Origin of the sequence: Kordiimonas sp. UBA4487, assembly GCF_002389025.1 — a bacterium.
In the GTDB taxonomy this organism is placed as follows: Bacteria; Pseudomonadota; Alphaproteobacteria; order Sphingomonadales; family Kordiimonadaceae; genus Kordiimonas; species Kordiimonas lacus.
Window position 1 is genome coordinate 482,187 of the sequence record NZ_DGNR01000011.1, and the last position, 26,954, is coordinate 509,140.

Below are 26,954 nucleotides of genomic sequence, written 5' to 3' on the forward strand. Positions count from 1 at the left end.
GGAAACAGACAAGAGGGTTTACCGGGCCCATCAGTGGTGGGCCCGGATGAGAGAGAGATCATGGAGATCGAAGATCTGCTGACAGCGGAGAACGTGCTTGGTGACTTCAAGGCATCAAGCAAGAAACAGACACTGCAATCCCTGTCCCGCAAGCTTGCAGACTTTGCCGGGCTGGACGCACGTCTTGTTTTCGACAAGCTTCTCGAACGCGAAAAACTGGGTAGCACCGGCGTTGGCAAAGGTGTGGCCATCCCGCACGCGCGCGTCGAAGGCCTGGATGAAATCAAGGGCCTGTTCGCACGGCTCGCGAGCCCGATTGATTTTGACTCGGTTGACGATCAGCCGGTGGATATCGTCTTTATGCTGCTGGCCCCGACGGACGCGGGCGCTGACCACCTGAAGGCGCTGGCTCGCGTCTCGCGCCTGCTGCGCGATGAAGGCACACTGAAAAAGCTCCGTGCCACGTCAGACGACAGCGCGCTTTATGCCATGCTGGCGCAGCCAACCAGCAACGCGGCCTAATCCACAGCCCTTCGCGGCTTATCACGATCTTGCTGCAATCATCGCCCCAAGCCAATCAGGCCCTTGGGGCCTGTTCCGCTGACCTCTATATCAGCCTTAGTGCTTTGAATAATAGAGACAGCGAGACCTCAATGAACACCCTGAAATCCTTCCTTCTGAACCGTCCGGTTAGCGGCTCAACCTGCCTGATTGCCATCAGCCTGCTGGTGGTGCTGGGCATTCCCTATCTGTTTGCCGATACACCTTCGGTCGCCTTGACGCTGAAAATCGCCACCCGCCTGCTGATTGCCGCGGCGGCGGTCTATGCCCTTGTGAAGATGCAGCTCGTGCAGGCTGCCGGGCTCGGTGGTCGCCCCTGGCGCAAACGCTGGTGGATTGCCCCCCTGCCCATGTTGGCTATTGTTGCCATCAACATACTCGGTGTTAACTGGTCGGCGCTTGTCTTCACGCCAAGCACAGTAGCGGGGTGGCTCGGCTATAACCTGTCTGTTGGGCTGTTTGAGGAACTGCTCTTGCGGGGTGTGTGTTTCTGTCTGCTGGCCACCGCCTGGCGGCACCGGAAAAACGGCCTGCTGTTGGCGGCCGTCACCCAGGGCGCCATCTTCGGGCTTCTGCACCTGATCAACCTCACGCATGCGCCCATGCTCGACACCCTCAGCCAGACGGTCTACGCCACCCTGCTGGGCATCGGTTTTGCCGGAATGACGGTCTTTTGCCGCAGCATCTGGCCTGCGGTCATGGTCCATGCCGCCATCAACCTGGCCGGGTCCATGAATATTGATCTGGTGCCGGGCGCCACCCCGCCCGAGGGGTCCCTTAGCGGTTATATCGTGGCAACGGTGGTGATTTTGCTGGTGTCGGCCCTGCCGGGCCTATGGCAGCTCAGACGCGAACACCGGGCGCTCGCTGGCGCCTAGCCTTCAAACTCGACATGTTTGAAATAGAGGCCGTCAGGCGGGGCATTGAGCCCCAATGCCTGGCGGTCACGGGCGTCAAGCGCGGCCTGCACATCGGCTTTGGTCCAGTTGCCAGCGCCCACAAGCTTCAGCGTGCCCACGATCGAGCGGATCTGGTGATGCAGGAAAGACCGGGCGCCTGCCAGCAGGCGCACTTCGTCGCCTTCACGCTCAACCGTCAGGTAATCCATAGTCTTGACCGGGCTTTTGGCCTGGCAGGCCACATGCCGGAAGGTGGTGAAGTCGTGCTGGCCAACCAATATCTGGGCGGCGTCATGCATCGCTTCGTGGTCCAGCGGCGTTTTCACATGCCATTTGAGGCCCGCGTCAAACGTCAGCGGCGCGCGGCGGTTGGCAATACGGTAGACATAGTGGCGCTTGACGGCGTCAAAGCGGGCGCTGAACTCGCTGTCCACCGCCTCTGCCTTCACGATCGCGACCGTATTCCTGGGCTGCATATGATAATTGAGGGCACCCTGCACCTGGTCTGGCGTCATGTCGCGCTCCAGGTCAAAATGCGCGACCTGGCCAAGGGCATGGACGCCGGCGTCCGTGCGGCCGGAACCGATCACCCGCGGGGCTTCACCCGGCGCAAATTTGGTGATGGCATCCTCAATGGTGGCCTGAACGGACGGGCCGTTTTCCTGGCGCTGCCAGCCCACGAAGGGACGGCCATCATATTCAACGATCAGTTTGAAACGCTGCATGCTCTTGCCCTATTCAAACCGGGTGCCCTTGGGCACGCTGAAACCCCGCAGAAGCTCCTCGCGGTCCATCGCGCCCTTGCCGGCGCGCTGGGCGCGGTCAATGCGGTAGGCGCCACTACCGCAAGCCACCAGAAGCGCGTCATCAAGGGCCGTACCCGCGTCACCAGACCCGGCTTCCACACTGCCCGCCAGCAGCTTGAGCCGCTCGCCGTCCACCAACGTCCAGGCGCCAGGGAAAGGGAACAGGCCGCGCACCAGCCGGTCAACGGCGCTCGCATCAGCTGACCAGTCCACCCTGGCTTCGGCCTTGTCGATCTTATGGGCGTAAGTGACGCCTTCGTCCGCCTGGGGTTCCGCCTTAAGCGAGCCGGCCACCAGACCTTCAACGGCCTCAACGATCAGCGCACCGCCCATGGCCGACAGCCTGTCATGCAAACTGAGGGTTGTGTCCGTGGGCGCGATATCGGTTTCCGCGCGCATCAGCACCGGCCCGGTATCCAGTCCGGCTTCCATCTGCATGATGCATACGCCGGTTTGTGTGTCGCCTGCCATCACCGCCCGGTGGATCGGCGCCGCACCGCGCCAGCGCGGCAGGAGGCTGGCGTGCACATTCACGCAGCCATGCTTCGGCGCGTCCAGCACCGCTTGCGGCAGTATCTGGCCGTAGGCCACCACCACCGCAACATCGAGGTCGAGCGCCTGAAATTCGGCCTGAGCGGCCGCGTCGCGCATGGATTTCGGGGTATAAACCGGGATGCCCTGGCTTTCAGCCCAGGCATGAACCGGCGAGGGGCGCTCTTTCTTGCCGCGGCCCGCAGGCGCGGGTGGTTGGCTATAGACCGCAACGACATCGTGGCTGGATGCCGCGAGGGCCTTCAGCGTCGGCAGGGCAAAATCGGGGGTGCCCATGAAGGCAATGCGCATGGGGTCTCTCCCTTAAAGGACGGTGACGCCCTTGGTTGCCTTCTGAACTTTCTTGATGATCATGTTGCGTTTCAGCTTCGACAGATAATCGATAAACACAACACCGTTCAGGTGGTCGATTTCATGCTGCACGCAGGTGGCCATCAGGCCTTCCATCAGCTGGTGCTGCTGCTTGCCGTCATAATCCAGGTATTTCACCTTCACCGACGCCGGGCGCTCAACTTCGGCATAATGCTCAGGCACCGACAGGCAGCCTTCATTATAGACGTTGAATTCAGGCGACTCCCAGGTGATTTCCGGGTTCACCAGGAAAAGCGGCTGACGGTCTTCCTCGTCGCCTTCGGTATCCACCACAATCACGCGTTTGGGCACGGCCACCTGGATCGCGGCCAGGCCAATGCCGGGCGCGTCATACATGGTTTCCAGCATGTCGTCCATCAGGCGACGCAGATCATCATCCACCTGTCCGACCGGGTCGGACATGGTTTTCAGAAGCGGGTCTGGCACATTGACAATTTCAAGTTTCGACATGCTCGGTTTCCTTAAACGCTCAGAACTCGGTAGTTTCCTATGGGCTTTACCTATGGTTGGCGCCCTTCTCCGTCAAGCGCAAAGCGGCCTAATACTCGGAAATTGGGGCATCCGGCTCATATTTGCCAGTGTTATCCTCAATCTCGATCACCCAAAGGTCCGTGTCAAAGCCCCGCTTCTTGGCGATCAGCGCGTCAGCCGCGGCCTCATCCTGCCCTTCTACGGCCCCCAGGCGGCGCCAGATGCGGTTGCCGTCAAAATCAAGCGACTGCTCGAACACCAGCACCCCTGCGGCGAACCGGTTGACCTTCAGGATGATGCCGCCGCGCTCCGCGTCACCCTTGGCAACCACGAACGACGGCATATCCGCACCAAAACAGGTGCGCAGGTGGGCATCAATCCAGAGCTTGGTTGAAAGGCGAACGGTCATGGAAAGGATATGCGCCCAGGCAGGCGCCGCGGTCAAGAGCGAAGAAAGCGGGAAGGCTTAGTCGTCTTCGCTAAGGCCAAGGACATGCAGGCGGTCTTCGAACATGCGTTTGACCACCTCCGGGCCGACGTCAAAGGCGACGCCGAGAAGCTCGCCTTTGGCCCAGGCGACTGTGGCCGGTATCTCGCCGCGGCCTGTCAGCACCAGCTCGATCTTCACGCCGTCCTGAAGCGGCAGGTCAACGCGAACACGGGCACCGCCCAGCGACAGATTCCAGATCTGGCAGGAAAGCTCATGCTTGCCGACCCGTATTTTGGCAGGCCAAAGCACGGACCGCCGCTTGAAACGGCGGCTGTCTGCCTCTTCAGCCTTGGCTTTTTCAGCCGCTGCCTTCTTTTTTACTGTTTCTTTCGCCACGTCTTGTGCCACGCCACCAATGAACGATACCCGCAAGCGGTTGCGAGCATGCTACCATAATTCCGCATTCAGACTATAGCCTTAACCGGTAAACCAAAAATGACCAAATCCATATAATTTTCCTAAATTCAGCGTATGAAGAGCCAAAGGTCAATGCGAAGGAGATGCTTGCCCAGGGGCATGCCATTCGATACCAATAGAGAACCGGGGGTAAGGAGCGCTCTATGGCGTCGAAAGAATTGGCCGAAAAAAAGGGTGATGCTGCCCAGCATCCGATCCTGATCGTTGAGGACAGCCCAACCCTGGCGCTGACATACCGGGAATATCTGCGCCGTGCCGGCATGGACGCAACCATCGCGGAAACCGGCGCCGCCGCACTCCAGGAAATCGAACGGTCGAAACCCGCCATCATCCTTTTGGACCTGCGGCTGCCGGACATGGATGGCCTTGATATCCTCAAGCAGCTGAAAGCGGAAAAAAACAGCGCCCGTGTTGTCGTGATCACTGCCCATGGGTCCGTCAAGGTCGCGGTTGAAGCCATGCAGGAGGGCGCGTCCGACTTCCTCCTCAAGCCGTTTGCCGCCGAACGGCTGGTCACCACGGTCAACAACAACCTGGAAATTAAGCGCCTTGCGGGCCTCGTGCAGCAATATGCCGGCGGCCAGAAGAAGAAATTCGGCCGTTTCATTGGTGTCAGTCCGGCGATGCAGGCCGTTTACCGGATGATCGAAGATTGCGCGTCATCAAAAGCCTCCGTCTTCATCATGGGCCAATCGGGTACAGGCAAGGAACTGTGCGCCGAGTCGATCCACAACCAAAGCCCGCGCAGGGACAGGCGGTTTGTGGCCCTGAACTGCGCCGCCATCCCGTCAAACCTGATTGAAAGCGAGATTTTCGGCCACAAGAAAGGCGCTTTCACCGGTGCCACATCCGACCGCGAGGGCGCGGCCGTGACCGCCGACGGCGGCACCCTGTTCCTGGACGAAATATGCGAAATGCCGCTTGATCTGCAGGCCAAGCTCCTCCGGTTCATCCAGACCGGTGAAGTGGTGCCCGTGGGCAGCAACACGCCCATCCAGGTGAATGTGCGCTTTGTCTGCGCCACCAACCGCACACCGTGGGAGGAAGTCGAGGCCGGGCGTTTCCGGGAAGACCTCTATTACCGGCTTCATGTGGTGCCGATCCATTTGCCGCCGCTCGCGGAACGGGACCAGGATACCCTGATCATCGCCCGTCACATGCTCGAGAGCTTCGCCAAGGAAGAAGGCAAGGGCTTCACCAGCATCAGTCCTGACGCCGAATCCCGCCTGCTGGCACACAGCTGGCCGGGCAACGTGCGCGAGCTTGGCAATGTGATCCAGAGCGCTGTGGTGCTGAACGACGGGCCGGAGCTGACCGGCGCGATGCTGGATCGGCTGATGGGCCCGACCCGCAGGCACGCCCTGAGGCAGGCTGCGAGCCATGCCGCGCCGGAAAGCCTGACAGCAACGGGCGCCATCGAGCCCCTGGCAGCTGTTGAACGCCGCGTGATCGAACGCGCCATCGATATTTGTGGGGGGAAAGTAAGGCTTGCGGCCAAGCGGCTGGAGGTAAACCCCTCAACGCTCTACCGCAAGCTCAAGGACTGGGAAGAGGAATAGCGCTGCTATTCCTCGTCTTCGCCGTTATGGCTAAGCTCTTCGCGTGCCTGCTCAAGCGCAAAGGCCGTGCTGGCCGCAAGACCCGCCATATTCACCAGATCAGACGCGCTCGCGGTCATCCGTGCCACCTGGATGGAATGCTCCATCCCCAGCAGCATCGGGCCAATCACCCGGGCGCCGCCCAGTTCCGTCAAGAGCTTGTAGCCGATGTTGGCGCTGTGAAGCGCCGGCATCACCAGCACGTTCGCAGGGCCCGAGAGGCGCATGAAGGGATACTGTTCCATCAGGTCGCGGTTGAGCGCCACATCCGCCTGCATCTCGCCGTCATACTCGAAGTCCACATCGCGCTCATCCAGAATGCTCACCGCTTTCTGGATATGCTGGGTCTTGTCAGACGGTGGGTTGCCGAAGTTTGAGAAGCTCAGAAACGCCACGCGGGGCTCATGCCCGAGCCTTTTCACGAAATAAGCCGCGCTTTCCGCGATATCCGCCAGTTCTTCCGCATTCGGGCGTTCGTTCACCGTGGTGTCGGCCATAAAGACCGTGCGGCCCTTGGTGACCACAATCGACATGCCGAACGGACGGTGGCCCGGGATCGGGTCGATCACCCGGCGGATGTTCTTGAGCGCGCGCCAATAGTGCCGTGTCACGCCGGTGATCATGCCGTCGGCATCGCCCGTCGCCACCATGCAGGCGGAGAAGACGTTCCGGTCACGTTTGACCAGACGCTGCACGTCGCGCAGCAGGAAGCCGCGGCGGTTCAGGCGCTCGTAGATATAATCGATATAGTCGCTGGTGCGTTTGGTGTTGGCCGCATTCCAGATTTCAAACCCGTCGTCGTCCACGCCCATTTCGCGCAGTTTCTCACGGATCGGCGCTTCATAACCCACCAGGATCGGCACGCCGTAGCCGGCGTTCTTGAAGCCAACGGCGGCACGCAGGACTTTTTCTTCCTCGGCTTCCGCAAACACAATGCGCTTGGGCTCGCGGTGCTTGAGGTCCTCGAACATGGTCGACAGCGTATCGGCCGTCGGGTCAAGCCGGGCCGAAAGCTCCTGCTCATAGGCTTCCAGGTCCTCGATCGGCTTCCGGGCCACACCCGTGTCCATCGCGGCCTTTGCCACCTTGACCGGAATACGGCGAATGAGCCGCGGATCAAACGGCGCAGGGATGATATATTCAGGGCCATAGTGCGGCTGCTTGCCGCCATAAGCCGCTGCCACTTCTTCCGGCACGTCTTCACGCGCCAGTTCGGCCAAAGCGGTCGCGGCAGCGATCTTCATTTCTTCATTGATGGTGCGGGCACGGACATCCAGCGCCCCCCGGAAGATATAGGGGAAGCCGAGAACATTGTTCACCTGGTTCGGGTAATCCGACCGGCCAGTGGCGATAATGGCGTCAGGGCGCGCCTCGCGGGCGTCCTCCGGCGTGATTTCAGGGTCCGGGTTGGCCATGGCGAAAATGATCGGCTTGGCCGCCATTTTCTTGACCATATCCTTGGTGATGGCACCGGCAGCCGCCAGGCCGATCACAGCGTCTGCGCCCACCAGCGCTTCTTCAAGCGTGCGCGCGTCGGTCTTGATGGCGTGCGCTGATTTCCACTGGTTCATGCCTTCCGTGCGACCGGCATAGATCACACCCGTCCGGTCCACCATGGTGACATTCTCATGCGGCAGGCCCATGGCTTTAATGAGCTCAATACAGGCGATACAGGCTGCACCCGCACCCAGCGCCACCACTTTGGTGGTCTTCAGGTCGCGACCCGTCAGGTCAAGCGCGTTGATGAAGCCAGCGGCTGTGATGATCGCCGTGCCGTGCTGGTCATCATGGAACACCGGGATGTCCATCAGTTCCCTGAGGCGCTGTTCGATGATGAAACACTCAGGCGCCGCGATATCCTCAAGGTTGATGCCGCCGAAGGAGGGGCCCAGAAGCTTCACGCAGTTGACGAATTCGTCAATGTCTTCGCTGTCCACCTCAAGGTCGATGCTGTCCACATCGGCAAAGCGCTTGAACAGGACCGATTTACCCTCCATCACCGGCTTGGAGGCCGCCGCACCCAGATTGCCCAGCCCCAGGATCGCTGTACCGTTCGAGATCACCGCCACCAGGTTGCCCTTTGTGGTATAATCATAAGCTGTATCGATGTCTTCCGCGATCGCCTTTACCGGGACTGCCACACCGGGGCTATAGGCCAGCGACAGGTCGCGCTGGGTGGCCATTGGCTTCGACGGCGTAATCTCAAGCTTGCCGGGACGACCGGCGGAATGGAACCTGAGGGCCTCCGCATCCGTAAATTTGGATGAATTGCTCGGCATGGGGAATCCTTTGTTCTTATGATTGGTGTCTTATGGTAGCAGTCCGGGGCAGAATGCTCTAAAAGCGTTTTATGCTATGCGGCATACTATGGCATAAAGCGGCTGACAATTGAAATCGGGAAGTTAACCGGGAGTTAGTTAAAAAAATGGAAGGACGCGCTGTTTTGGGCTCCGAAACGGAAGAAAATTTGTCATCCGACGCCCAAAATGAAACAAAATATCAAAATGGCGTGGACAACAAGTGGGCACGGGCGGCAAAGGTCCCTGGCGTGACCCCGATGATGGCCCAATTCCTCGAAATCAAGTCCCATTACCCGGATTGCCTGCTGTTTTACCGCATGGGCGACTTTTACGAGCTCTTCTTCGAAGACGCGGAAAAAGCCGCTGCCGCCCTTGATATTACTCTCACGAAACGTGGCAAGCACGACGGTGACGACATCCCCATGTGCGGGGTGCCCGTACATTCGTCTGAAATGTATCTGTCGCGCCTTATTCGCAAGTCTTTCAAAGTGGCGGTGTGCGAGCAGACGGAAGACCCGGCGGAAGCTAAGAAGCGAGGCTCCAAATCCGTGGTGCGGCGCGAAGTGGTGCGGCTGGTTACCCCCGGCACCATCACCGAAGAAAACCTCTTGGACGCCCGCTCCAGCAACTATCTGGTGTCCCTTGGCCGGGCACAGAGCGATTTTTCGCTCGCGGTTGTCGAAATGTCCACCGGTGACTTTTTCATCCTGCCCACCAAGATTGGCCGGCTGGATGCCGACTTGGCGCGCCTCACTCCCGGCGAGCTGATCATCCCCGAAGGCCTGATGGACGACGACAAGATCAGCCGCGCGCTGTTTGACTGGCGCAGCATCATCAGCCCCCTGAATGCGGGCAGGTTCGACAGCAGCTTCGGTGCCCGGCGCCTTGAAGACATCTTTGATGTTGCGACGCTGGATGGTTTCGCGTCCCTGACCCGCGCGGACCTGGCGGCTGCCGGTGCGCTAGTGGACTATCTGGACGACACGCAGAAGGGCAAGATGCCTCGGCTGTACCCGCCCAAGCGCCTGTCCGCCGACGGCACCATGATGATCGACGCCGCCACGCGCAAAAGCCTGGAGCTGACGCGCACGCAAAACGGCGAAACCTCTGGCAGCCTCTTGTCTGTCATTGACACCACGCTCACGGGGGCTGGCGCCCGGCTGCTGGCCAAGCGCCTGTCTGCGCCGCTAACGGACCCTGTGCGCATCAACGAACGCCTCGACGCCGTGGAATATATGCTGGAGCGTGCGGGGCTCAGGACCGACCTGCGCGTGGCGCTCAAGGCCGCTCCAGACATGGAGCGGGCACTCGCTCGCCTGTCGCTGGGTCGTGGCGGCCCACGGGACCTGATGGCAATCCGCGTGGGGCTGGAAGCCGCGCGCACCATCGAGCATTATCTGACCGCCCCCAAAGGCGCCCTTGAAGACATGGCCGAACTGGTGGCCGATGCCGTCAGCGACCTGGGCGAGCATGAAGCCCTGATTCATGAGCTTGAGCGCGCCCTGGTGGACGAACCGCCGCTGATCACCCGCGATGGCGGCTTTATCCGCGCCGGCTATAGTGAGGCGCTTGACGAATACCGCATGCTGAAGGACGAAAGCCGCCGCCTGATCGCGGGGCTTGAAGCGGACTATCAGAAGCTCACGGAAGTGAACTCGCTCAAGATCAAGCATAATAATGTGATCGGCTATCATGTGGACGTGACGGCAAAGCATGCTGAGAAGCTGATGTCTGCGCCGCTGAATGAAAGCTTCATCCACCGCCAGACACTGGCCAATTCGGTGCGCTTCTCCACCAGCGAGCTTTCAAAGCTTGCGGGTAAGATTTCGGAAGCGGGTGACCGGGCCCTGTCGCTTGAGCAGGAGCTGTTCGGCTCGCTCGTGGCTGCGGTGCTCGAGAAAGCCGGCGATATCTCTATCGCCGCCGAAGCCCTGGCGACCCTCGATGTCTCCACGGCACTCGCGACTCTCGCCGAGAACGAACGCTGGACCCGCCCCGATGTGGACGACAGCCTGGCCTTTGAAGTGACCGGCGGACGCCACCCGGTGGTTGAAAAGGCGCTTCGGGCAGAGAACGACACGCCGTTCGTGGCAAACGACTGCGACCTTGGCCCCGACGACCGCCTGTGGCTGATCACCGGCCCCAACATGGCCGGTAAAAGTACCTTCCTCAGGCAGAACGCCCTGATCGCCGTACTGGCGCAGATGGGGGCATTCGTGCCCGCCGAACGCGCCCATGTCGGCGTGGTGGACCGCCTGTTCAGCCGCGTGGGCGCATCAGACGACCTGGCCCATGGCCGCTCCACCTTCATGGTCGAGATGGTCGAAACCGCCGCCATCCTCAACCAGGCCGGGCCACGCAGCCTGGTGATCCTGGACGAGATCGGCCGCGGCACCGCCACCTATGACGGGCTGTCGATCGCCTGGGCCGCCGTTGAGAATTTGCATAACATCAACCAGTCGCGCGCCCTGTTCGCCACCCACTATCATGAGCTGACGGCCCTCAAGGAAACGCTTGAGGCTGTGTCGCTTCGGTCCATGAAGGTGCGGGAGTGGAAGGGTGAAGTTGTCTTTTTGCACGAAGTTGGCTCAGGCGCCGCGGACCGGTCCTACGGCATCCAGGTTGCCAAGCTTGCGGGCCTGCCGCCCCGTGTGATTGAACGCGCGCGCCAGGTTCTTGATCATCTGGAAAACAGCGACAAGGGCGACAAGTCTACAGGGCTTGTCAATGATTTGCCGCTTTTCCAATCTACACCATCTTACCATGCACCGGCACCAAGTGGGCCGTCGGAGCTCGAGGAAAAGCTGACGGACATCAATCCGGACCAGCTGACGCCCAAAGAAGCGCTCGACCTGATATACGCCCTGAAGGACATGTTGCCTCAAGACTGACGACTATCGCTTAAGGACATGACATGACCCCCATCCGCAATCGCCGCGCCATCATCAACCGCAAGAAGCTTGTGGTTGCCCTGAACGAGCTCGCCGAAACCAAACGCCCCGCCGATTGCCAGCAGGATGTGGTGAAACTGCTGAAGGATGCCCACACGGCAGGCTGGAACGAGGTGAAGCGCCGGTTCGATGAGGAAGCGGAAAACGGCCGCACGGCGGCCAAGTCGCTCTGTTACCTGATGGACCAGCTGTTGCGCACGCTTTATGACTTCGCGACTGAGCATGTCTATCCGCTTGCCAACCCGACAGCGTCAGAGCAGCTGTGTCTTGTGGCCACTGGCGGCTATGGCCGGGGCGAGCTGGCACCCTTTTCTGACGTCGACCTGTTGTTCCTGATCCCCTACAAATCAACGCCCTGGGCCGAAAGCGTTGTGGAATATATGCTCTATGTGCTGTGGGATCTGGGCATCAAGGTGGGCCACGCAACCCGCACGCCCGAAGAATGCTCGCGCCTCGCCAAGGAAGACCTGACCATCCGCACCGCGCTTCTTGAAAGCCGCTACCTGTGGGGCGAAGAAGTGCTGTTCCAGAAAGCCGCCAAACGCTTCATCCGCCGCGTGGTCGCGACGAGCGGTTCCGAATTCATCGAGCTGAAGCTTGAGGAGCGCGACAAGCGCCACCAGAAAATGGGCGACAGCCGCTATGTGGTGGAACCCAACATCAAGGACGGCAAGGGGGGCCTTCGGGACCTCCAGACCATGTGGTGGATCGCGCGCTATCTCTATGGCGGCATCTCGCGCGACAAGATGATCGGCGACGATATGCTGACCATCCACGAAAACCGACAGTTCAAGAAAGCCGAGAGCTTCCTGTGGACCGTGCGGGTGGCCATGCATTTCATCGCCGGGCGCGCCGAAGAACGCCTGACCTTCGATATGCAGCGCTTGCTGTCGGAAAAGCTGCACTATAAGGACCACCCCGGCGCATCCGGCGTCGAACGCTTCATGAAGCACTATTTCCTGGTGGCCAAACAGGTGGGGGACCTGACGCGGATTTTCTGTGCCGTGCTTGAGGAGCGCCAGCACAAGAGCACCTTCCTGGCCCGGTTCCGCCGCACCAAGAAGGTGCAGGAATTTGCCGTTGAAGCCGGCCGCCTGACATTTGTTGCGCCAGACGACATTAGGGAAAGCCCTGTCCTGATGGTGAAGATTTTCGCCGTCGCAGACGACAAGGGCTTCGACATTCATCCAGATGCCCTCAGGCTGATCAAGCTGAACCTCAGCCGCATCACAGACAAAGTACGCCGCGACCCGGAGGCCAATGAATATTTCCTGTCGGTTCTGACCAGCACCAAGGAAGGCGAGATTAACCTGAGGCGCATGAATGAGGCGGGCGTATTTGGCCGCTTCATCCCCGACTTCGGCCGCGTTGTCGCCCAGATGCAATATGACATGTATCACCACTATACGGTGGATGAGCATACCATCCGCGCCATCGGGCTCTTGCCGCGCATCGAAAGCGGAGAGCTGAAGGATGACCACCCGCTCTCGACCGACGTGATCCAGAAGGTGATCTCGCGCCGGGTCTTGTATGTGGCGGTGCTGCTGCATGACATCGCCAAAGGCCGCGGCGGCGATCATTCGGTGCTGGGCGCGGAAGTGGCCGAAAAGCTGTGCCCGCGCTTGGGCCTGACGCCAGCGGAAACAGAAACCGTGGCCTGGCTGGTGCGCTGGCACCTCTTGATGAGCAACACCGCCTTCAAGCGGGACCTCAGTGACCACAAAACCATCCTTGATTTCTGCGAAGTGGTGAAAAGCCCGGAGCGCCTGCGCCTTCTCCTGGTGCTGACCGTTGTCGACATCCGCGCCGTGGGCCCGGGTGTGTGGAACGGCTGGAAGGGCCAGCTTCTGCGCGAGCTTTATTCCGCCTCAGAGGAAGTTCTGCTGGCAGGCCACGCAACCAAGGGCCGGAACGAGCGCGTAAGGGCCAAGCAGGAAGAGCTGCGCGACACGCTCAAGAACTGGTCCAAGAAAGAATTTGACGCCCATGTGGCGCGCATGAATGACGCCTACTGGATCGCCGAAGGCCCGCGCACGCTGGCGCAAAACGCCCGGCTTATGAAACGCACCGATGAAACCGATGCGGCGCTCGGGGTCACCGCCCGTGTCGAACAGTTCCAGGACATGACCAAAGTGTCTGTCTACACGCAGGACCACCCAGGCCTGTTTGCCCGTATTGTGGGCGCGCTGGGGCTCGCGGGCGCCGCCATTCAGGGGGCGAAGATCCACACCTCGCGCGACGGTTTGGCGATGGACAATTTCGCGGTGCAGGACCTGGACGGCAACGCCTTCGACAGCCGCCGCCAGCTGGACAAGCTTGAGGAAACCATCCTCGAGACGCTCAAGGGCAATGTGAAACTGAAGGAACAGCTGAAGGAAAAGCGGGTGTTCGGCGCCAAGGATGGCGCGTTCGAGGTAGAGCCCGTGGTGCTGATCGACAACAAGGCCTCCAACTGGTCAACGGTGATCGAGGTGAACGCCAAGGACCGTCCGGGCCTTCTGTATGACCTGGCCTATGCGCTCTATAGGCTGAAGCTGTCGCTGGTGTCCGCCCATGTCGCCACCTATGGCGAGCGCGCGATCGACGTATTCTATGTGCGCGACCTGGTGGGCCAGAAAGTCAACAACAAGATCCGGCTCAGAAACATTGAAGACAAGCTTCTGAAGGCCGCCAAGGGCGAACAGATATTCACCCGCAAGAATATGCATACGGAGACAGCCGCGTGAGCCTGGCGAAGCGGATTTCCACGGTCGGGGGCTTCACGCTCCTGAGCCGGGTTTTCGGCTTCATCCGCGACGTTCTGATGGCGCGCTATCTGGGCGCCGGCATGGCGTCGGACGCCTTCTTCATTGCTTTCAAGCTGCCGAATTTCTTCCGCCGGCTTTTTGCCGAAGGGGCCTTTTCCGTTGGCTTTGTGCCGCTGTTTGCCCGCGCGCTGGGCAAGGACATCACACCCGAGAGCCAGCAGGCGGCGCTTGATTTCGCCAGCCGCGTATTCGCCTGGCTCTTGCCCATCCTGCTTGTGTTCCTCCTGATCATGGAAGCCGCCATGGTGCCGGTGATGCTGGGGCTCACGGGCGGCTTTGACGGCGACCAGACCAAGTTCGACCTGACGGTGGAACTGGGGCGCTACACCTTCCCCTATCTGGCACTGATCTCGCTGGTGACTTTCTATGCCGGCATGCTGAACGCCATGGAGCGCTATTCCGCCGCCGCTTTCGCGCCAGTGATCCTGAATATCTTCATGATTGGCGCGCTGATCGCCTTCGGGGAAAGCGAGATTGGCGCGGCCCGCGCGCTTGCGGCTGCTGTGTCCCTTTCCGGTATCGCCCAGTTCCTGTGGCTGGTGCGCGCCGCCATGCGCGCTGGGCTCAAGGTCAGGCTGGCGCTGCCGAAGCCAAGCGAAGACGTGCGGGAGCTGATGCGCGTGATCGCCCCCGCCGCCATTGGCGCGGGGATCATCCAGATCAATCTGCTGATTGATGTGCTGCTGGCCGCGCGCTTTTTGCCAGAGGGCTCAGTGTCCTGGCTGTTTTACGCGGACCGGCTAAACCAGTTGCCGCTCGGCGTCATCGGCGTGGCGGTTGGTACAGTCCTGCTGCCCAGCATTTCCCGCCTGCTCGCGGGCGGGGACGAGGCCGGCGCGCTCAGGCAACAGAACCGGGCGATCGAGTTTTCCCTGTTCCTGACCCTGCCCTCTGCTGTCGCGCTGGCGGTCATCCCCGGGCCGATCATCGCCACGCTGTTTGAGCGCGGCGCCTTCACAAGCAGTGAGACCGGCCAGACAGCTGCAGCCCTGATGGCCTATGCCCTTGGCCTGCCGGCCTACGTGATCGCCAAGGCGCTGACACCGGGCTATTTCGCCCGCAAGGATACCAAAACGCCGGTGAAGTTCGCGACCGCGTCATTGGTGGTCAATCTGGTGCTGAACCTGATCCTGATCCAGTCTCTGGCGCATGTGGGCCTCGCGCTCGCCACCGCCATTGCCGCCTGGTTCAACGTCCTCCTCCTGTATCTGGGCCTCAGGCGCAGCCATGGCTTCCATTTTTTCCGCGAAACGCTGGTGCGCCTCGCCAAGATGATCACCGCCAGCCTTGTGATGGCAGCTGGCATCTATCTGATGCTGGACCGTTTTTCCGGCAGTTTCACGGCTGACGGGGCAGAGCGGATTGGCGCGCTGGCCATCATGGTTGTCGCGGGCGCCGCGCTCTACTTCATCGCCATCATCGCCCTCCGTACCCTGCCGATGGATGAAATCCGCAAATTCGTGAAGCGCTAGGCCGCTTGCGCGCTTGACCCCCCCGCGATCGCTTGCCATAAGGTTTGCGCTCGGCGGCCCGTCCAAAGGTGCCGCCATAATTATGGAGACAGACAAGTGACCAATCGTGTTTTTTCGGGCGCCCAGCCCAGCGGCAATATGCATCTCGGCAACTATCTTGGTGCCTTCCGCAACTGGGCAAAGCTGCAGGACGACTTTGAATGCATTTACTGCGTCGTTGACATGCACGCGATCACTGTCTGGCAAGACCCGGAAGACCTGAAAAATCAAGTGCGCGAAGCGGCTGCTGCCTATATCGCCTCCGGCGTTGATCCATCGAAATCGATCCTGTTTAACCAGAGCCGCGTGCCCGGCCATGCTGAACTGGCGTGGATCTTCAACTGTGTGGCGCGGATCGGCTGGCTGAACCGCATGACCCAGTTCAAGGACAAGGCAGGCAAGAACCGCGAGAACGCAAGTGTGGGCCTGTATGTGTACCCGAACCTGATGGCGGCGGACATTCTGCTGTATAAAGCCACGCACGTGCCGGTGGGCGAAGACCAGAAGCAGCATCTGGAGCTGACGCGCGACATCGCGCAGAAGTTCAACAATGATTTCGGTACGGAGCTGTTCCCACTGACAGAACCGCTCATTCTGGGTGAAGGCGCGCGGGTGATGAGCCTGCGGGACGGCACCAAGAAGATGTCCAAGTCCGACCCGTCGGAATACAGCCGCATCAACCTCAACGATGATGCCGACACGCTGGCGCTCAAGATCCGCAAGGCCAAGACCGACGCGGAACTGCTGCCTGCGCTGGCGAAAGACCTGGAGGGCCGCCCGGAAGCCCAGAACCTTGTGGGCATCTATGCCGCCCTGATGGACATGAGCCGCGACGCGGTGTGCGGCCAATTCGAGGGCAAGGGTTTCGGCGACTTCAAAAAGGCGCTGACGGACGTGGTGGTGGACAAGGTTGCCCCCATCACCAACGAGATGACCCGCCTGATGGCGGACCCGGCTTATATCGACAGCATCCTTCAGGCTGGCGGCGAGAAGGCCCAGGCCATCTCCGAGCCCATCCTGGCGGACATCAAGAAGGCTGTCGGCTTCCTGGCCTGATGAAAAAACCTGGCCGCCGCGAGATATCTTGCGGCGTTCAGTTTGCGTTCAGCCAGCCTCTGGTAAAACTTGTCCCATACCCGGTATGCGGCCTTGCTAACAGCTTAAGGCCTGATAGAGTAACGGGGATTGGAGAAAGAGGCTTATGACTGCATTCATGTCCCGCTTGAAACCTGTTGTGATTGGCGCGCTTGCGCTGACGCTCGCGGCCTGCACCAACACTTTCCGAAGTGATGTCGCAACCTTCCACGAACTGCCGATGCCGAAAGGCGAGAAGGTTTCCATCATGCCGATGAGCGAGGACCGGCAGGACAGCCTGGAGTTTCGCCAGTATGCGGCCATTCTGGGCAATCACCTGCGCCTGAACGGCTATGACCAGGCCGGTGACGCCAAGCCCGACCTGATCGTTGGCTTCGATGTCATGATCAATGACGGCCGGGAAAAACTGGATACCCGCCCGAGCCTCGCAAGCCCGCGCCGCTTCTATTGGCGCAGCTATTGGCACTATGGCTATTTCTGGGACCCGTATGACCCCTTCTATCGCCACAATACCGAAGTGGTGGCGCGCACGGTTTATACCGCCACGCTGGTGATGGAAGTCCGCAAGCCCGACGGTACGCTGCTGTTTGAAGGCCGCGCGGAAACCGAAACCCGCACCAAGGCCGTGCCCGAAGTGGTGCCGCTTCTGGCTGAAGCCCTGTTTGTCGATTTCCCCGGACCATCCGGCGTGACCCGCCACATCAAGATCGACCTGGACGAAGCAGGGCGATAATCGCCTGAAAACAAAGACACCAAAGCCCCGCGCCACCGCCGGGGCTTTTTTATTGTTTGGGACAAGATGAATAAGCGGGCTATAGAGAAACCCTGTGCTCAACTAGAGGTATGGGGGAGATGGGTATTATGTCGCCCGAATTCCACGAGGTTGGAAAATGGTTACAATTTATGATCTAGCTGTGGATGGCTATGAATACTGGGATGTTGCAGCCATTGGGTTGTTTTTCTCTGGTATTGGTTTCATCTTTAAAAGAAGGCCAGCAATCTTCAACGCCGCTCCGGGAAGTAGCCTAATGCCTTGGATGCCAGGTCTCTTCTTTTGGGGAGGGTTGTTTTGGGCTTTCGCCGCTTTTGGTTTGACCTATTCCGAATATGCCAAGCAGAAAGAACTCTACAAATCCGGTCAATATGACGTTGTTGAAGGCGTGGTTGAGGCTGTATTGCCCGCGCGACGGGCGAAGCGCGGTTATCAAAGCATCAAAATTGACGGAGAAGAATATGTGTTGCCGCTCGCGTTGCGCTCGGAGGAGGGTGATCAAAAAAGGTTGCTTGGAAAAGAAGTAGTAATTTTCGAAATCAACAAAAAGATAATTTATATGGCTCGAATTCCTGGGGCATAATACTTAATTGCCCCATTAGCTGAAATGGGCACAGTTTGGGCCCTAAGGGTGTGCCCTTTCCCGGTGTGTGCCCTTGAGTGCACACCAAAGCCCCGCACAACTGCCGGGGCTTTTTATTGGCTACGCCCCCCTAAAAAAACAGGCTAAGGGCAACCACCGGTGTGATGGAAGAGGGCGTACCGTGGCTTTTCGGCACAATCCGCACGCCCGCGAGGATGCCCTTGGTTTCTGACCAGCTGTATTCCACCGCAGGCGCGATGGCGAAACTGTCTGCCGTGCCGGACCGGTAGGCGTAAGCGCCGCCATTCAGGATGCCCTGCACTTTGGTGCGTTCCGTGTGGCTGTAGCTCAGGTCTACGGCCAGAACCCAGCTTCGCGTCAGGCTGTATTCCCAGCTGTGGTCTATGGTGAAAGAGGACCCGGGCTTGGCTTCGCCCAGAAAGCCGTCCGGCGTGCCGTAAACGCTTCTGTCTTTAACCGTGGCGGTACCAGCGAAGGTCCGCGACAAGCCAAGGCGGGCGCGAAGCAGCCTGCCGTTCGGCGCCCAGAAAACCTCCTGCGCCAGGAACCGGAGCGTGAGCATCGACGTGCCCGCGCCCATGCCGTCCCCCAGGCGCTTCAGCTGGTCATGCCTGCCTGTCGGCAGCGACCATTCAAGCGCCAGTGACGTGTCGGGCATATAGGTTTCGGCGTTATATCTGGTCAGCTGGTACCGCGCGATCAGCGACAGGTCCCCCATGCGCGGGCCAGACGCATTTTCGCCGCCGCCCAGGCGGTTATAGCCAAAGACCGGTATCAGCCCCAAGGTGAGCCTGTCTGTGGCGCCGTAAAGCATATAGGTGCGGGAGCGGACATAGTCGTTGCCACCGGAGTGGACGTTATAGAGGTAAGGCTCGAAATAGGCGTGGCCTTTGGGCATGGCCGCAGCCGACATGCTGATGATCGGACCAGTCCACCAGGCGTCATCAAGGCGCTGTCGGCCGGGGGCGGTCTCTTCACCCGCAGAGGCGGCCGTCACTGTGAGCATGCCCACAGTGGAAATGATAATCGTTCGGACTGTTTTTCTGGCAAATTGCATCTGTTGGGCCTTTCACTCGGAACCTGAAATCATGTCGCCGGTGAAAGGCTATTAAAGCATAGACCGGCCACCTGCTGTGATCTTTGTCACAGAAAGGGTCGCTTCGGTCTGGCCATGACCGGACATGGCTTTACCCAAAATGGGCACATTATGGGCCCTATGGGTGTGCCCTTCGTGTGCCCATTTTCCCGATGTGTGCCCCTGAGCGCCCCCCAAAACCCGCCCCAATTTAGCCTTTTCGGTCAAATGCACCGCAGATTCTGCGGTCTGGTGTCAACACCGCACATCCCCCTCTTGACATCCGAAAAAAAACACTTACTTTGTAATTCAAAGTTCTTTGAATAAACAAAAGGATGACACGATGGCACAAGAAAACCTGACACAAGAAAGCGCGGCAAGCGACCTGGCGCTGATCCGCGAGATGATGGAGGCCGGCAAGCGCCGCGTGGCCTTCAACGGCACGCACCTGATTATCTGGGGCGGCGTGTTGATGGTGGGTTTTTTCGCCCAGTTCCTGGCCGTTGTGGGCAGGTTGCCGGATACGGTTCTGGGTATTTGGGGCCCTGTGCTGGCCGTTGGCTGGGGGCTTGAATTTTTCCTGTTTCGCGGCAAGGCCGGCCCGAGCGAGAAGAACCTGCCGATTTTGGCGCATGCCACCAGCTGGCTGGCTGTGGGCCTTGGCACGATGATCTATTTCGGCATTTCCCTGGCCTTTGGCACGTTTGAACCCAAAGCGATCACGCTTATCTCCACCGCCCTGATCGGCTCGGCCTTCTTTGTCACCGCCGCCATGACAGGGGTAAAGTGGCTGAATGTGGTAACCGCCGGCTGGTGGGGGCTGATGGCCTATGTGGCGCATCAGGCAACCTTTGACGCTGAGATGCTCCTGGTGATGGCCGTGGCCACCGGGCTGTTACTCTCTCTACCCGGCTTCCTGATGCGGCGCCTTGCTCCCGCCGGGGAGTAAGGGCCATGACGGATTACGACTACCGGAATATCGACGATGTGATCCATTCCCGTGTCCGGCTGGCGATCATGTCCTACCTGATGACCGCCAAGGAAGCCGATTTCACCGAGCTGAAAACGGCCCTGAAGGTTTCGGACGGGAACCTCTCGACGCACCTGACCAAGCTTGAAGGCACGGGCTATGTGACGCAGGAGAAGAAGTTTGTGGGCAAGAAACCCCAGACACTGGTGCAGATGACACCTGAAGGCGAAGCCGCCTTCAAAACCTACCTTGAAGGCCTCGCAGCTATGCTGGGCCAGCAAAACAAATAACAAACCAACAAAAATAAATCACGACAGCAACCCCGGCCCAGGAGCCACAACAGCGAGGATACTGACACCAGCGACCCTGGTGGAGATTGGGGCCGCAGAAACCGCGGCCCTTTCTTTATTGCGAATGAGCAGGGCAACCGCCATCCAGCACTGTCGTGTAGAGGAACTCCGGCGCCACCTCCATCATATCAAGGACACCCTGCCAGGCACCGATATCGACCAACCGGTTATGATGGGCCTGATGATGGGCAACGGACTCCCAGCCTTCAACCAGCACAAAGTGCGCACGGTCGGCAATATCCCGCCGAACCTCGACCGATCGGAAGCCCGGTACTGTGGCGTTTGCTTCTGCAATGCCGCCCAGAATTGCTTCAAAGGCCGGGACAGCATCCGTCTTCACCTGAAAATCGATCACTAAGTCCACACCGTGATCGCATTGGTTTTCGGCATGCGCCGCCGCGGTGAATACAGTGGCAGCCACACAATATGGCAGAAACAGCTTCTTCAAAATCATACTCGCTCCTTTTACAAATGGCCCGAAGGACCTGTTATCGGTACTGGATATAGGCGCAAAAAAACCGCCGCTGTGACACGCGTCACAGGGCGGTTTCGATTTGCTGTTGCTCTGCAGGCTTAACTAGAGACTTTCATACATGAAGCCTGCAACCTCGCTCGCCCAGCTATCATGGAACTGGATCAGGTCATAGTCCTTGAACGGGTTGATCGCCTTCACTTCCTCAAGCGTTTTGCCCACTGCCTTCAGCTTGGCCACAATGTCCCTCATCTCGCCAATGGTCTTGCGGTAGGCAACAAGCCCCGCCTTGTCTGTCACCTGGCCGTGGCCCGGGATAACGATGGTGTCTTCATCCGCCACCTCGATGGCCTTGTCGAGGGCGGCGAGAATGCCGTCAACATCGCCGCCGTTGGGCACATCAATGAAGGGGAACATGCCATTGAACATCAGGTCGCCCATGTGCAGCACATTGGCCTTCCTGAAATGGATCATGCTGTCGCCGTCGGTGTGGGCGTTTTTCACATGAATGATGCGCACGTCATCCCCGTTCATATGGAGCGACATCTCGGCGTTGAAGGTAATGGATGGCAGGGCCACTTTGGGCTGTGGGTCCATCTTCATGTCGAAGGCCGCAACGAACGCCCCTTCGCTCAGGCGCTGGCGGACATTGTCATGCGCCACAATCACAGCCGCATCCCCGAGGTTTTCATTACCGCCGCTGTGGTCGCCGTGGAAGTGGGTGTTCACCACATAACGCACCGGCGCGTCTGATAGCTCCGCGATCGCTGCTTTGATCTTGTCAGTCAGCGGGGCATATTGGTCGTCGATCAGGATGACGCCGTCTTCGCCCACGGAAACGCCAATGTTACCGCCGGCCCCATAGAGCGCATACATGCCGTCCCGAAGCTGTTGGGCCTTGATTTCAACCTTGTCCCAGTCCTGCGCCTGTGCACCCATTGTCAGGCCCGCAATCAGCGCGCCGCCCAGAAGGCTTTTGGCCCAAATCGATTTCTTCATCTTATGCTCCCTGTACTGTCCGGATGGTTGTACGTTTGCCGCAAGTGTATGGTTTTTAACGCCTTCGTCAATTGACAGCTTGGTGAAGGCGGGCACGAAATGTCAAAGCACAGCCCTATCATTGCCCTCAAAGCGCCAAGCTTTCCGCTTTTAGTCGCTTTGGGCTTGGATTAGCCTTTGCCCAAATGCCTTGAATTGGCTACATGAATAGGGAGCCCGGTGGCAACAAATCCGCTGGGCGCAGTATTGGTTTAAAAAGGGGGAGCGCCCGTGGCCCAAAAGAAGGTCATTGCAGTCATTTTTGGCGGAAGAAGCGTGGAGCATGACGTAAGCGTGCTGACCGGCTTGCAGTTTCTTGAGGCGCTCGATCCCGGTCAGTATGACGGCCTGCCCATTTATGTAGACCCATTGGGCCAGTGGTGGACCGGCGATGCCCTGTTAAGGCGCGCGCATTATCCGCTCAAAAGCGACAAGCACAAAGACCTGCGGCAGGTCATGCTGGATCTGGCAACCCCTGCGACCGGCCGCCCGCAGCTGGTGTCCTTCGCCAAAGGCATGATGGGCGAAAAGCGCACGGTCATTCCGTTTGACCTGATGGTGCCTGCGATCCACGGCTCGAACGGCGAAGACGGATCATTGCAGGGCTTGCTTGAGTTTGCCGATATCCCGTTCGCCGGGTGCCGGTCCTTGGGGGCCGCCGCCACCATGGACAAGGTTTTCGCCAAATCGGTCGCTCGCACGGGGGGCATTCAGGTATTGCCGGAGCTGGCGCTGAACCGCCCTCTGAGAGGCACCTTCCTGGACCCCGAAACGCTTGAAGGCCAACTGAAAAGCGCGTTTGGCGCAGTCACATATCCCTACATCGTCAAGCCCTGCAACTTGGGCTCCAGTGTGGGCGTCGGCAAGGCCGACGATATGGACGGCCTGATCGCCGCGCTGATGTCCGCCTTCCGCCTGGACAGCCGGGTGATCATCGAGCCATTCGTCGCCAATCTGACGGAATATAATATCGCTGTGCGCCGCGGGGGTAACGGTACCATCCTTACCTCGGCCATCGAACGCCCGCTCCGGGAAGCCGAGCTTCTGGATTTCAAGAACAAGTATCTCGCAGGCGGTGAACCCGGTGGCCCGAAGCTGGACACCGGCCCAAGCGAAGGCATGGCCTCCCTGAACCGGGAGCTGAACCCGACTGAGCTGACCGATGCCCAGGAAAGTTTCATCCGCGACAGCGCCAGCCGCATGTTCGACCTGCTGTCGCTGGGTGGCAGCGTGCGCGTTGACTTCCTCTCGAACAGCGAAACCGGTGAGCTGTGGCTCAATGAAGTGAACACCATCCCCGGGTCTTTCGCCTATTTCCTGTGGGAAGCGGCGGCAACGCCCACCAGCTTCCTCGAGCTGACGTCGGCCATCATTGAGGAAGGCTTCCGCCTGTCCGCTGATCGTCTGGGCAGCACCGACAGCGGCCTTGGCGGCGCCACCATTTTCAAAGGCAAGGACTGACGCAGGTATCCCGCATGACGGCGCATTCCCCAAAGTGGCATTTTGAGCAGATCGGCGATGAGGGCCAGTCCTTCGTGTGGCTGCATGGCTGGAGCCAGGACAGCGCGTCCATGCTGCGGTTGGCAGAGCTGTTCAAGGCCGAAGGCCAGCACCGCATTTATGACCAGCCGGGGTTTGGCAGGACCGGACGGCTCCCGGACGGGGCAGGCACCGAAGATTATGCGGATGCGCTCGCGCTTGAACTGGCGGAAGTCGGCCACGGGCCCCACATCCTAATCGGCCACAGTTTTGGTGGAAGGGTTTCTGTGCAGATGGCCGCGCGCCACCCGACCTTGGTGAAAGCCATCATTCTGATTGGCGGCGCGGGGCTGCAACGCAGGCGGTCCTTGGCTTTCCGCTTGCGGGCCTTCGTGCTAAAAACGCTTGGTCGTTTGGCACGACTTTCCGACAAGCTGTTCAGCACTTCTTTCCGCGATGCCTACGTGGAGCGTTTCGGCAGTGCTGATTATAAGAATGCAGGGCCCCTGCGTCCGACCTTTGTCAAAGTGGTGAATGAAAACCTGGTACAGGAGGCGAAAGCTGTACGGTGCCCTGTACTGTTGATTTACGGCGCGGACGATACGGAAGCACCGCCTGAAATTGGCAAAAAGTATGAACAGTTGATGCCCATCGCCCGATTTACTGAAGTCAAAGGCTTCAATCATTGGGACATCCTGACCCGCGGCGCTTACCAATGTCAGGCACTGATCAAATCCTTCCTGAAAGACCTGCGCGATGACTGACGCGATTTTGCCCTTCCTCTGGCCAGCTCTGGCAGCCATTACTGCGCTTTATTTTGCCCATGAACGTGGCCTGGCACTCATGATGTTCTTCCAGCAGGAAGAGTATGATGGCCCTCGCTTCTTCACGTGGCTTCAGGAAAACAAGGCCTATGACCGGCGCACAAGCGTGTGGCTGATGGGTGCGATCCTGGCAGGCATAGTGCCGCACCTGCCTATTCTGTCTGAGATGGAAGCGGTGGCAACCATATTGCTGGCGTTTGGCTGGGTACCGATATTTCTTGGCTTTGGCCATGGGGTTCTGCGGTCTCGCGCGATCAGGAAGCAATCCAAAAAACCACTGGTGGTCACCGCCCGCGTCAAACGTATTCTCACTGTTTATCTGGGGCTCGCTGCTGCACTTCTCGTGCTTGTCGTGCTGGCGGCGCAGCTGGCGCCGCAGGGTACAAATTATGCGCTGCAGCTGGATCGCAGCGGGTTTGGCTTCGTGGCCATGACGTTCAACTGGGAAGCTGTTCTGCTGGCGGCACTGCTTGTCGTATTTGTGCAGACCATACCGGTCCTGTTGGTTTTCGCCAACAAACTGCTGGAACCTGCCGAAGAGCGCGTGAAGGCAAAATTCCGCCAAGAAGCCGTCGACAAGTTCGCGGAGCTGCAACCCAAGGTGATTGCCATCACCGGCTCTTTCGGCAAGACATCCACCAAGCATATCCTGAACCATATCCTGGCCGCCGCCGCGCCAACGCTGGCGACACCCGGCAGCGTGAACACCGACATGGGCATTACCCGGGTGATCCGCGAACAGCTAAAGCCCGATCACCAGTTTTTCATCGTGGAGATGGGCGCCTATGGCCCGGGTTCCATCGCGCGACTGTGTACGCTGACACCGCCTGACGTATCGCTGATCACGGCTGTGGGCGCCGCCCACTATGAACGCTTCAAGTCGCTTGAGACGGTGGCACGCGCCAAATTCGAAATCGCCGAAGCCGCCTTTGCCCGAGGCGGCAAGGTGGTGGTCAACTGCGCCGGCATCGAAGACCGCCTTCTGGATGAACGCATGGCGGCGGTCAAGGGCCCCTACACGCTGGTGGGCAAAGGCAGGGATGTTTCTTTTGACGGCTTCGACGCCACCAAGGAAGGCCTTGTGGTGCATGTGACGGAAGGCGGCAAGAAGCACGCCCTCAAGGCGCCACTCTATGGCCGCCATCAGGCCGGCAATATCGCGCTTGCCGCCGCAACCGCGCGAGCCCTAGGACTGCCGTGGGCTGCCATCAAAGGGGCGCTCGCCAGCATGCCGCAAATCCGCCATCGGCTAGAGGTCAGCCATAGCGCGGGCCAGCCAACGCTGATCAACGACGCTTATAATTCGAACCCTGTAGGCTTCGCCGCCGCGCTTGAAACACTTGATGTGCTGGTGGAAGAGAACGGCAGACGCATCCTGGTGACTCCCGGCATGGTGGAACTGGGTGACAAGCATGAGGAAGAACATGCACAGCTGGGGGGCCTTGCAGCCAAACATTGCGATATTGTCGCCGTGGTAACGCCAGACAGGATCCCCACCTTTGTCAAAGCGCTTGAAAAAGCCAATGACGGCAGTGTTACCGTCATGACGTTTGCAAAGCAAGAAGATGCGGAAACCTGGGTACGCAGCCACTGGAAAGCAGGTGACGCGGTTCTTTTTGAGAATAACCTGCCAGACCTCTATGAGGCGAAAGTCAGTTTCTAGCTGGCTTTCTTTTCCTCGACTGTCAGGTCCATGCGCTCGATATTCGCGCGGGCGGCATCCGCGTTCGGGCCCTCGTCCTCGAGCAACAATACCTTGAGCCACGCCTGACGGGCAGCTTCCTTGTCGCCTTCAGCGTGCCTGAGGTTCCCAAGTTCCAGATAACCGGAAGCCTGATTTGGGAAAACAGCCTGAAAGTCAGCAAGCGCCTGATTGGCGCGCATGAAGTCAGCCACGCCACGGGCGGCGGCGGCCACCAACACCAGAATGTCTTTCCGGCCCGGATCGCCCTTCAGGACATAGTCGAGATCCGTCAGTGCCAACTGGAAGTCTTCGTCCGCGGCCGCAATACGGGCGCGGTCCAGCACCAGTTCATATTCCTGGGAGGAGTTCTTGGGCGCCAGAGTCAGCGCCAGATCGATAGCGTCTTCAGCGCGTACAATTTCACCTGCCAGCAGCCACGCATTGGCAGCCTGACCATACATGTCCGCCAGCATCGGCGCGCTCGCGACCACCCTTTGACCCATGCGGATGGGCATATCACGGCCAATACGCATGTCTTCCGCGATCTTGAGGAATCGCGCTGCCGCTTCGGCATGCTCGCCCATTCGGGCAAGACCATAGGCCTCGCAGTGACGCGCAGGTACACCGCCGCCATCCGCAATCCAGGCAAGCGCAAGATTGATGCCCTTGTCGGGCGACCGATCAGCCATGTCCATGCACGCGGCATAGCGGTCTTCACCTTTGGTAACGGGCTGGCCCAAAGCGGCACCTGTCACAGACGTGATTGCGATGGCACTGGCGACGCACAGGAAAATCGGTATGCTGACATTTGTTTTCATAGCAGCGAAAATGCGCAAAGCGCGTGTCAATTTCAAGG

At 59.6% G+C, this 26,954-nt stretch carries 24 protein-coding genes; 14 read left to right on the plus strand and 10 right to left on the minus strand.

What is annotated here, in order from left to right; genetic code table 11:
• Positions 1–60: 60 nt before the first annotated feature.
• Together ptsN and B3Z17_RS07780 are read left to right on the plus strand one after the other, a co-directional pair.
• The gene (gene ptsN / locus B3Z17_RS07775; RefSeq protein WP_068308595.1) at positions 61–522 is read left to right on the plus strand and encodes a PTS IIA-like nitrogen regulatory protein PtsN; all 462 of its coding nucleotides are present in this window, start codon (positions 61–63) and stop codon (positions 520–522) included.
• A gap of 131 nt (positions 523–653) precedes the next feature.
• A complete protein-coding gene (locus tag B3Z17_RS07780) occupies positions 654–1,439 on the plus strand; it encodes a CPBP family intramembrane glutamic endopeptidase (protein ID WP_286829289.1) in 786 nt (261 codons plus the stop codon).
• On the opposite strand, the gene truA is transcribed toward B3Z17_RS07780, so the two are convergent.
• From truA to B3Z17_RS07805, 5 genes are all read right to left on the minus strand, one after another.
• Entirely contained in the window at positions 1,436–2,185 is a 750-nt protein-coding gene (gene truA / locus B3Z17_RS07785) for a tRNA pseudouridine(38-40) synthase TruA (protein WP_286829290.1), read from the minus strand. The two genes, B3Z17_RS07780 and truA, sit on opposite strands and share 4 nt — an antisense overlap.
• A 9-nt stretch (positions 2,186–2,194) precedes the next feature.
• Positions 2,195–3,109, minus strand: a complete 915-nt coding sequence (gene fmt, locus B3Z17_RS07790; RefSeq protein ID WP_286829291.1) for a methionyl-tRNA formyltransferase — start codon at positions 3,107–3,109, stop codon at positions 2,195–2,197.
• Positions 3,110–3,121: 12 nt separating this feature from the next.
• A complete protein-coding gene (def, locus tag B3Z17_RS07795) occupies positions 3,122–3,640 on the minus strand; it encodes a peptide deformylase (RefSeq protein WP_286829293.1) in 519 nt (172 codons plus the stop codon).
• A gap of 88 nt (positions 3,641–3,728) precedes the next feature.
• Complete coding sequence (locus tag B3Z17_RS07800) at positions 3,729–4,070, minus strand: DUF1491 family protein (protein WP_286829294.1); 342 nt, start codon at positions 4,068–4,070, stop codon at positions 3,729–3,731.
• Positions 4,071–4,127: 57 nt separating this feature from the next.
• Entirely contained in the window at positions 4,128–4,487 is a 360-nt protein-coding gene (locus B3Z17_RS07805) for a PilZ domain-containing protein (protein WP_160328657.1), read from the minus strand.
• Between the two features lie 224 nt (positions 4,488–4,711).
• Here B3Z17_RS07805 and B3Z17_RS07810 point away from each other — a divergent pair, with 224 nt between their 5' ends.
• Positions 4,712–6,127, plus strand: coding sequence for a sigma-54-dependent transcriptional regulator (locus B3Z17_RS07810; protein ID WP_286829295.1), 1,416 nt, complete (start codon positions 4,712–4,714; stop codon positions 6,125–6,127).
• Positions 6,128–6,132: 5 nt separating this feature from the next.
• Here B3Z17_RS07810 and B3Z17_RS07815 read toward each other — a convergent pair whose 3' ends face one another.
• A complete protein-coding gene (locus B3Z17_RS07815) occupies positions 6,133–8,445 on the minus strand; it encodes an NADP-dependent malic enzyme (RefSeq protein ID WP_068308612.1) in 2,313 nt (770 codons plus the stop codon).
• 278 nt (positions 8,446–8,723) lie between these two features.
• On the opposite strand from B3Z17_RS07815, the gene mutS reads away from it, so the two are divergent.
• From mutS to B3Z17_RS07845, 6 genes are all read left to right on the plus strand, one after another.
• Positions 8,724–11,357, plus strand: coding sequence for a DNA mismatch repair protein MutS (gene mutS / locus B3Z17_RS07820; protein ID WP_333697982.1), 2,634 nt, complete (start codon positions 8,724–8,726; stop codon positions 11,355–11,357).
• Positions 11,358–11,380: 23 nt separating this feature from the next.
• A complete protein-coding gene (locus B3Z17_RS07825; RefSeq protein ID WP_286829297.1) occupies positions 11,381–14,143 on the plus strand; it encodes a [protein-PII] uridylyltransferase in 2,763 nt (920 codons plus the stop codon).
• Complete coding sequence (gene murJ / locus B3Z17_RS07830) at positions 14,140–15,696, plus strand: murein biosynthesis integral membrane protein MurJ (RefSeq protein ID WP_286829298.1); 1,557 nt, start codon at positions 14,140–14,142, stop codon at positions 15,694–15,696. Before B3Z17_RS07825 ends, murJ begins: the two co-directional genes overlap by 4 nt.
• A gap of 96 nt (positions 15,697–15,792) precedes the next feature.
• The gene (trpS, locus tag B3Z17_RS07835) at positions 15,793–16,791 is read left to right on the plus strand and encodes a tryptophan--tRNA ligase (protein WP_286829299.1); all 999 of its coding nucleotides are present in this window, start codon (positions 15,793–15,795) and stop codon (positions 16,789–16,791) included.
• 145 nt (positions 16,792–16,936) lie between these two features.
• Complete coding sequence (locus tag B3Z17_RS07840) at positions 16,937–17,563, plus strand: DUF4136 domain-containing protein (RefSeq protein WP_068308618.1); 627 nt, start codon at positions 16,937–16,939, stop codon at positions 17,561–17,563.
• A gap of 157 nt (positions 17,564–17,720) precedes the next feature.
• Positions 17,721–18,185, plus strand: a complete 465-nt coding sequence (locus tag B3Z17_RS07845) for a hypothetical protein (RefSeq protein ID WP_286829300.1) — start codon at positions 17,721–17,723, stop codon at positions 18,183–18,185.
• 130 nt (positions 18,186–18,315) lie between these two features.
• Here B3Z17_RS07845 and B3Z17_RS07850 read toward each other — a convergent pair whose 3' ends face one another.
• A complete protein-coding gene (locus B3Z17_RS07850) occupies positions 18,316–19,263 on the minus strand; it encodes a transporter (protein ID WP_286829301.1) in 948 nt (315 codons plus the stop codon).
• A 361-nt stretch (positions 19,264–19,624) separates the two neighbouring features.
• Between B3Z17_RS07850 and B3Z17_RS07855 the strand changes: the two genes are divergently transcribed.
• A complete protein-coding gene (locus tag B3Z17_RS07855; RefSeq protein ID WP_068308626.1) occupies positions 19,625–20,230 on the plus strand; it encodes a hypothetical protein in 606 nt (201 codons plus the stop codon).
• A gap of 5 nt (positions 20,231–20,235) precedes the next feature.
• Positions 20,236–20,541, plus strand: coding sequence for a winged helix-turn-helix domain-containing protein (locus B3Z17_RS07860; RefSeq protein ID WP_286829303.1), 306 nt, complete (start codon positions 20,236–20,238; stop codon positions 20,539–20,541).
• A 115-nt stretch (positions 20,542–20,656) separates the two neighbouring features.
• On the opposite strand, the gene B3Z17_RS07865 is transcribed toward B3Z17_RS07860, so the two are convergent.
• Both B3Z17_RS07865 and B3Z17_RS07870 read right to left on the minus strand, forming a co-directional pair.
• Entirely contained in the window at positions 20,657–21,055 is a 399-nt protein-coding gene (locus B3Z17_RS07865) for an antibiotic biosynthesis monooxygenase family protein (RefSeq protein WP_286829304.1), read from the minus strand.
• A gap of 123 nt (positions 21,056–21,178) precedes the next feature.
• The gene (locus B3Z17_RS07870) at positions 21,179–22,072 is read right to left on the minus strand and encodes an MBL fold metallo-hydrolase (RefSeq protein WP_286829305.1); all 894 of its coding nucleotides are present in this window, start codon (positions 22,070–22,072) and stop codon (positions 21,179–21,181) included.
• A 270-nt stretch (positions 22,073–22,342) separates the two neighbouring features.
• On the opposite strand from B3Z17_RS07870, the gene B3Z17_RS07875 reads away from it, so the two are divergent.
• From B3Z17_RS07875 to B3Z17_RS07885, 3 genes are read left to right on the plus strand one after another with little or no spacing between them, the layout of a single operon-like run.
• The gene (locus B3Z17_RS07875) at positions 22,343–23,572 is read left to right on the plus strand and encodes a hypothetical protein (protein WP_286829306.1); all 1,230 of its coding nucleotides are present in this window, start codon (positions 22,343–22,345) and stop codon (positions 23,570–23,572) included.
• Between the two features lie 14 nt (positions 23,573–23,586).
• A complete protein-coding gene (locus B3Z17_RS07880) occupies positions 23,587–24,354 on the plus strand; it encodes an alpha/beta fold hydrolase (RefSeq protein WP_286829307.1) in 768 nt (255 codons plus the stop codon).
• Positions 24,347–26,077: a Mur ligase family protein gene (locus B3Z17_RS07885; protein ID WP_286829309.1), complete on the plus strand. Its 1,731-nt coding sequence runs from the start codon at positions 24,347–24,349 to the stop codon at positions 26,075–26,077. Before B3Z17_RS07880 ends, B3Z17_RS07885 begins: the two co-directional genes overlap by 8 nt.
• Here the strand turns inward: B3Z17_RS07885 and B3Z17_RS07890 are convergent.
• Positions 26,074–26,916 carry a hypothetical protein gene (locus tag B3Z17_RS07890; protein ID WP_286829310.1) on the minus strand — a complete coding sequence of 281 codons (843 nt, stop codon included), beginning with the start codon at positions 26,914–26,916 and terminating at the stop codon, positions 26,074–26,076. The two genes, B3Z17_RS07885 and B3Z17_RS07890, sit on opposite strands and share 4 nt — an antisense overlap.
• Between the last annotated feature and the right edge of the window lie 38 nt (positions 26,917–26,954).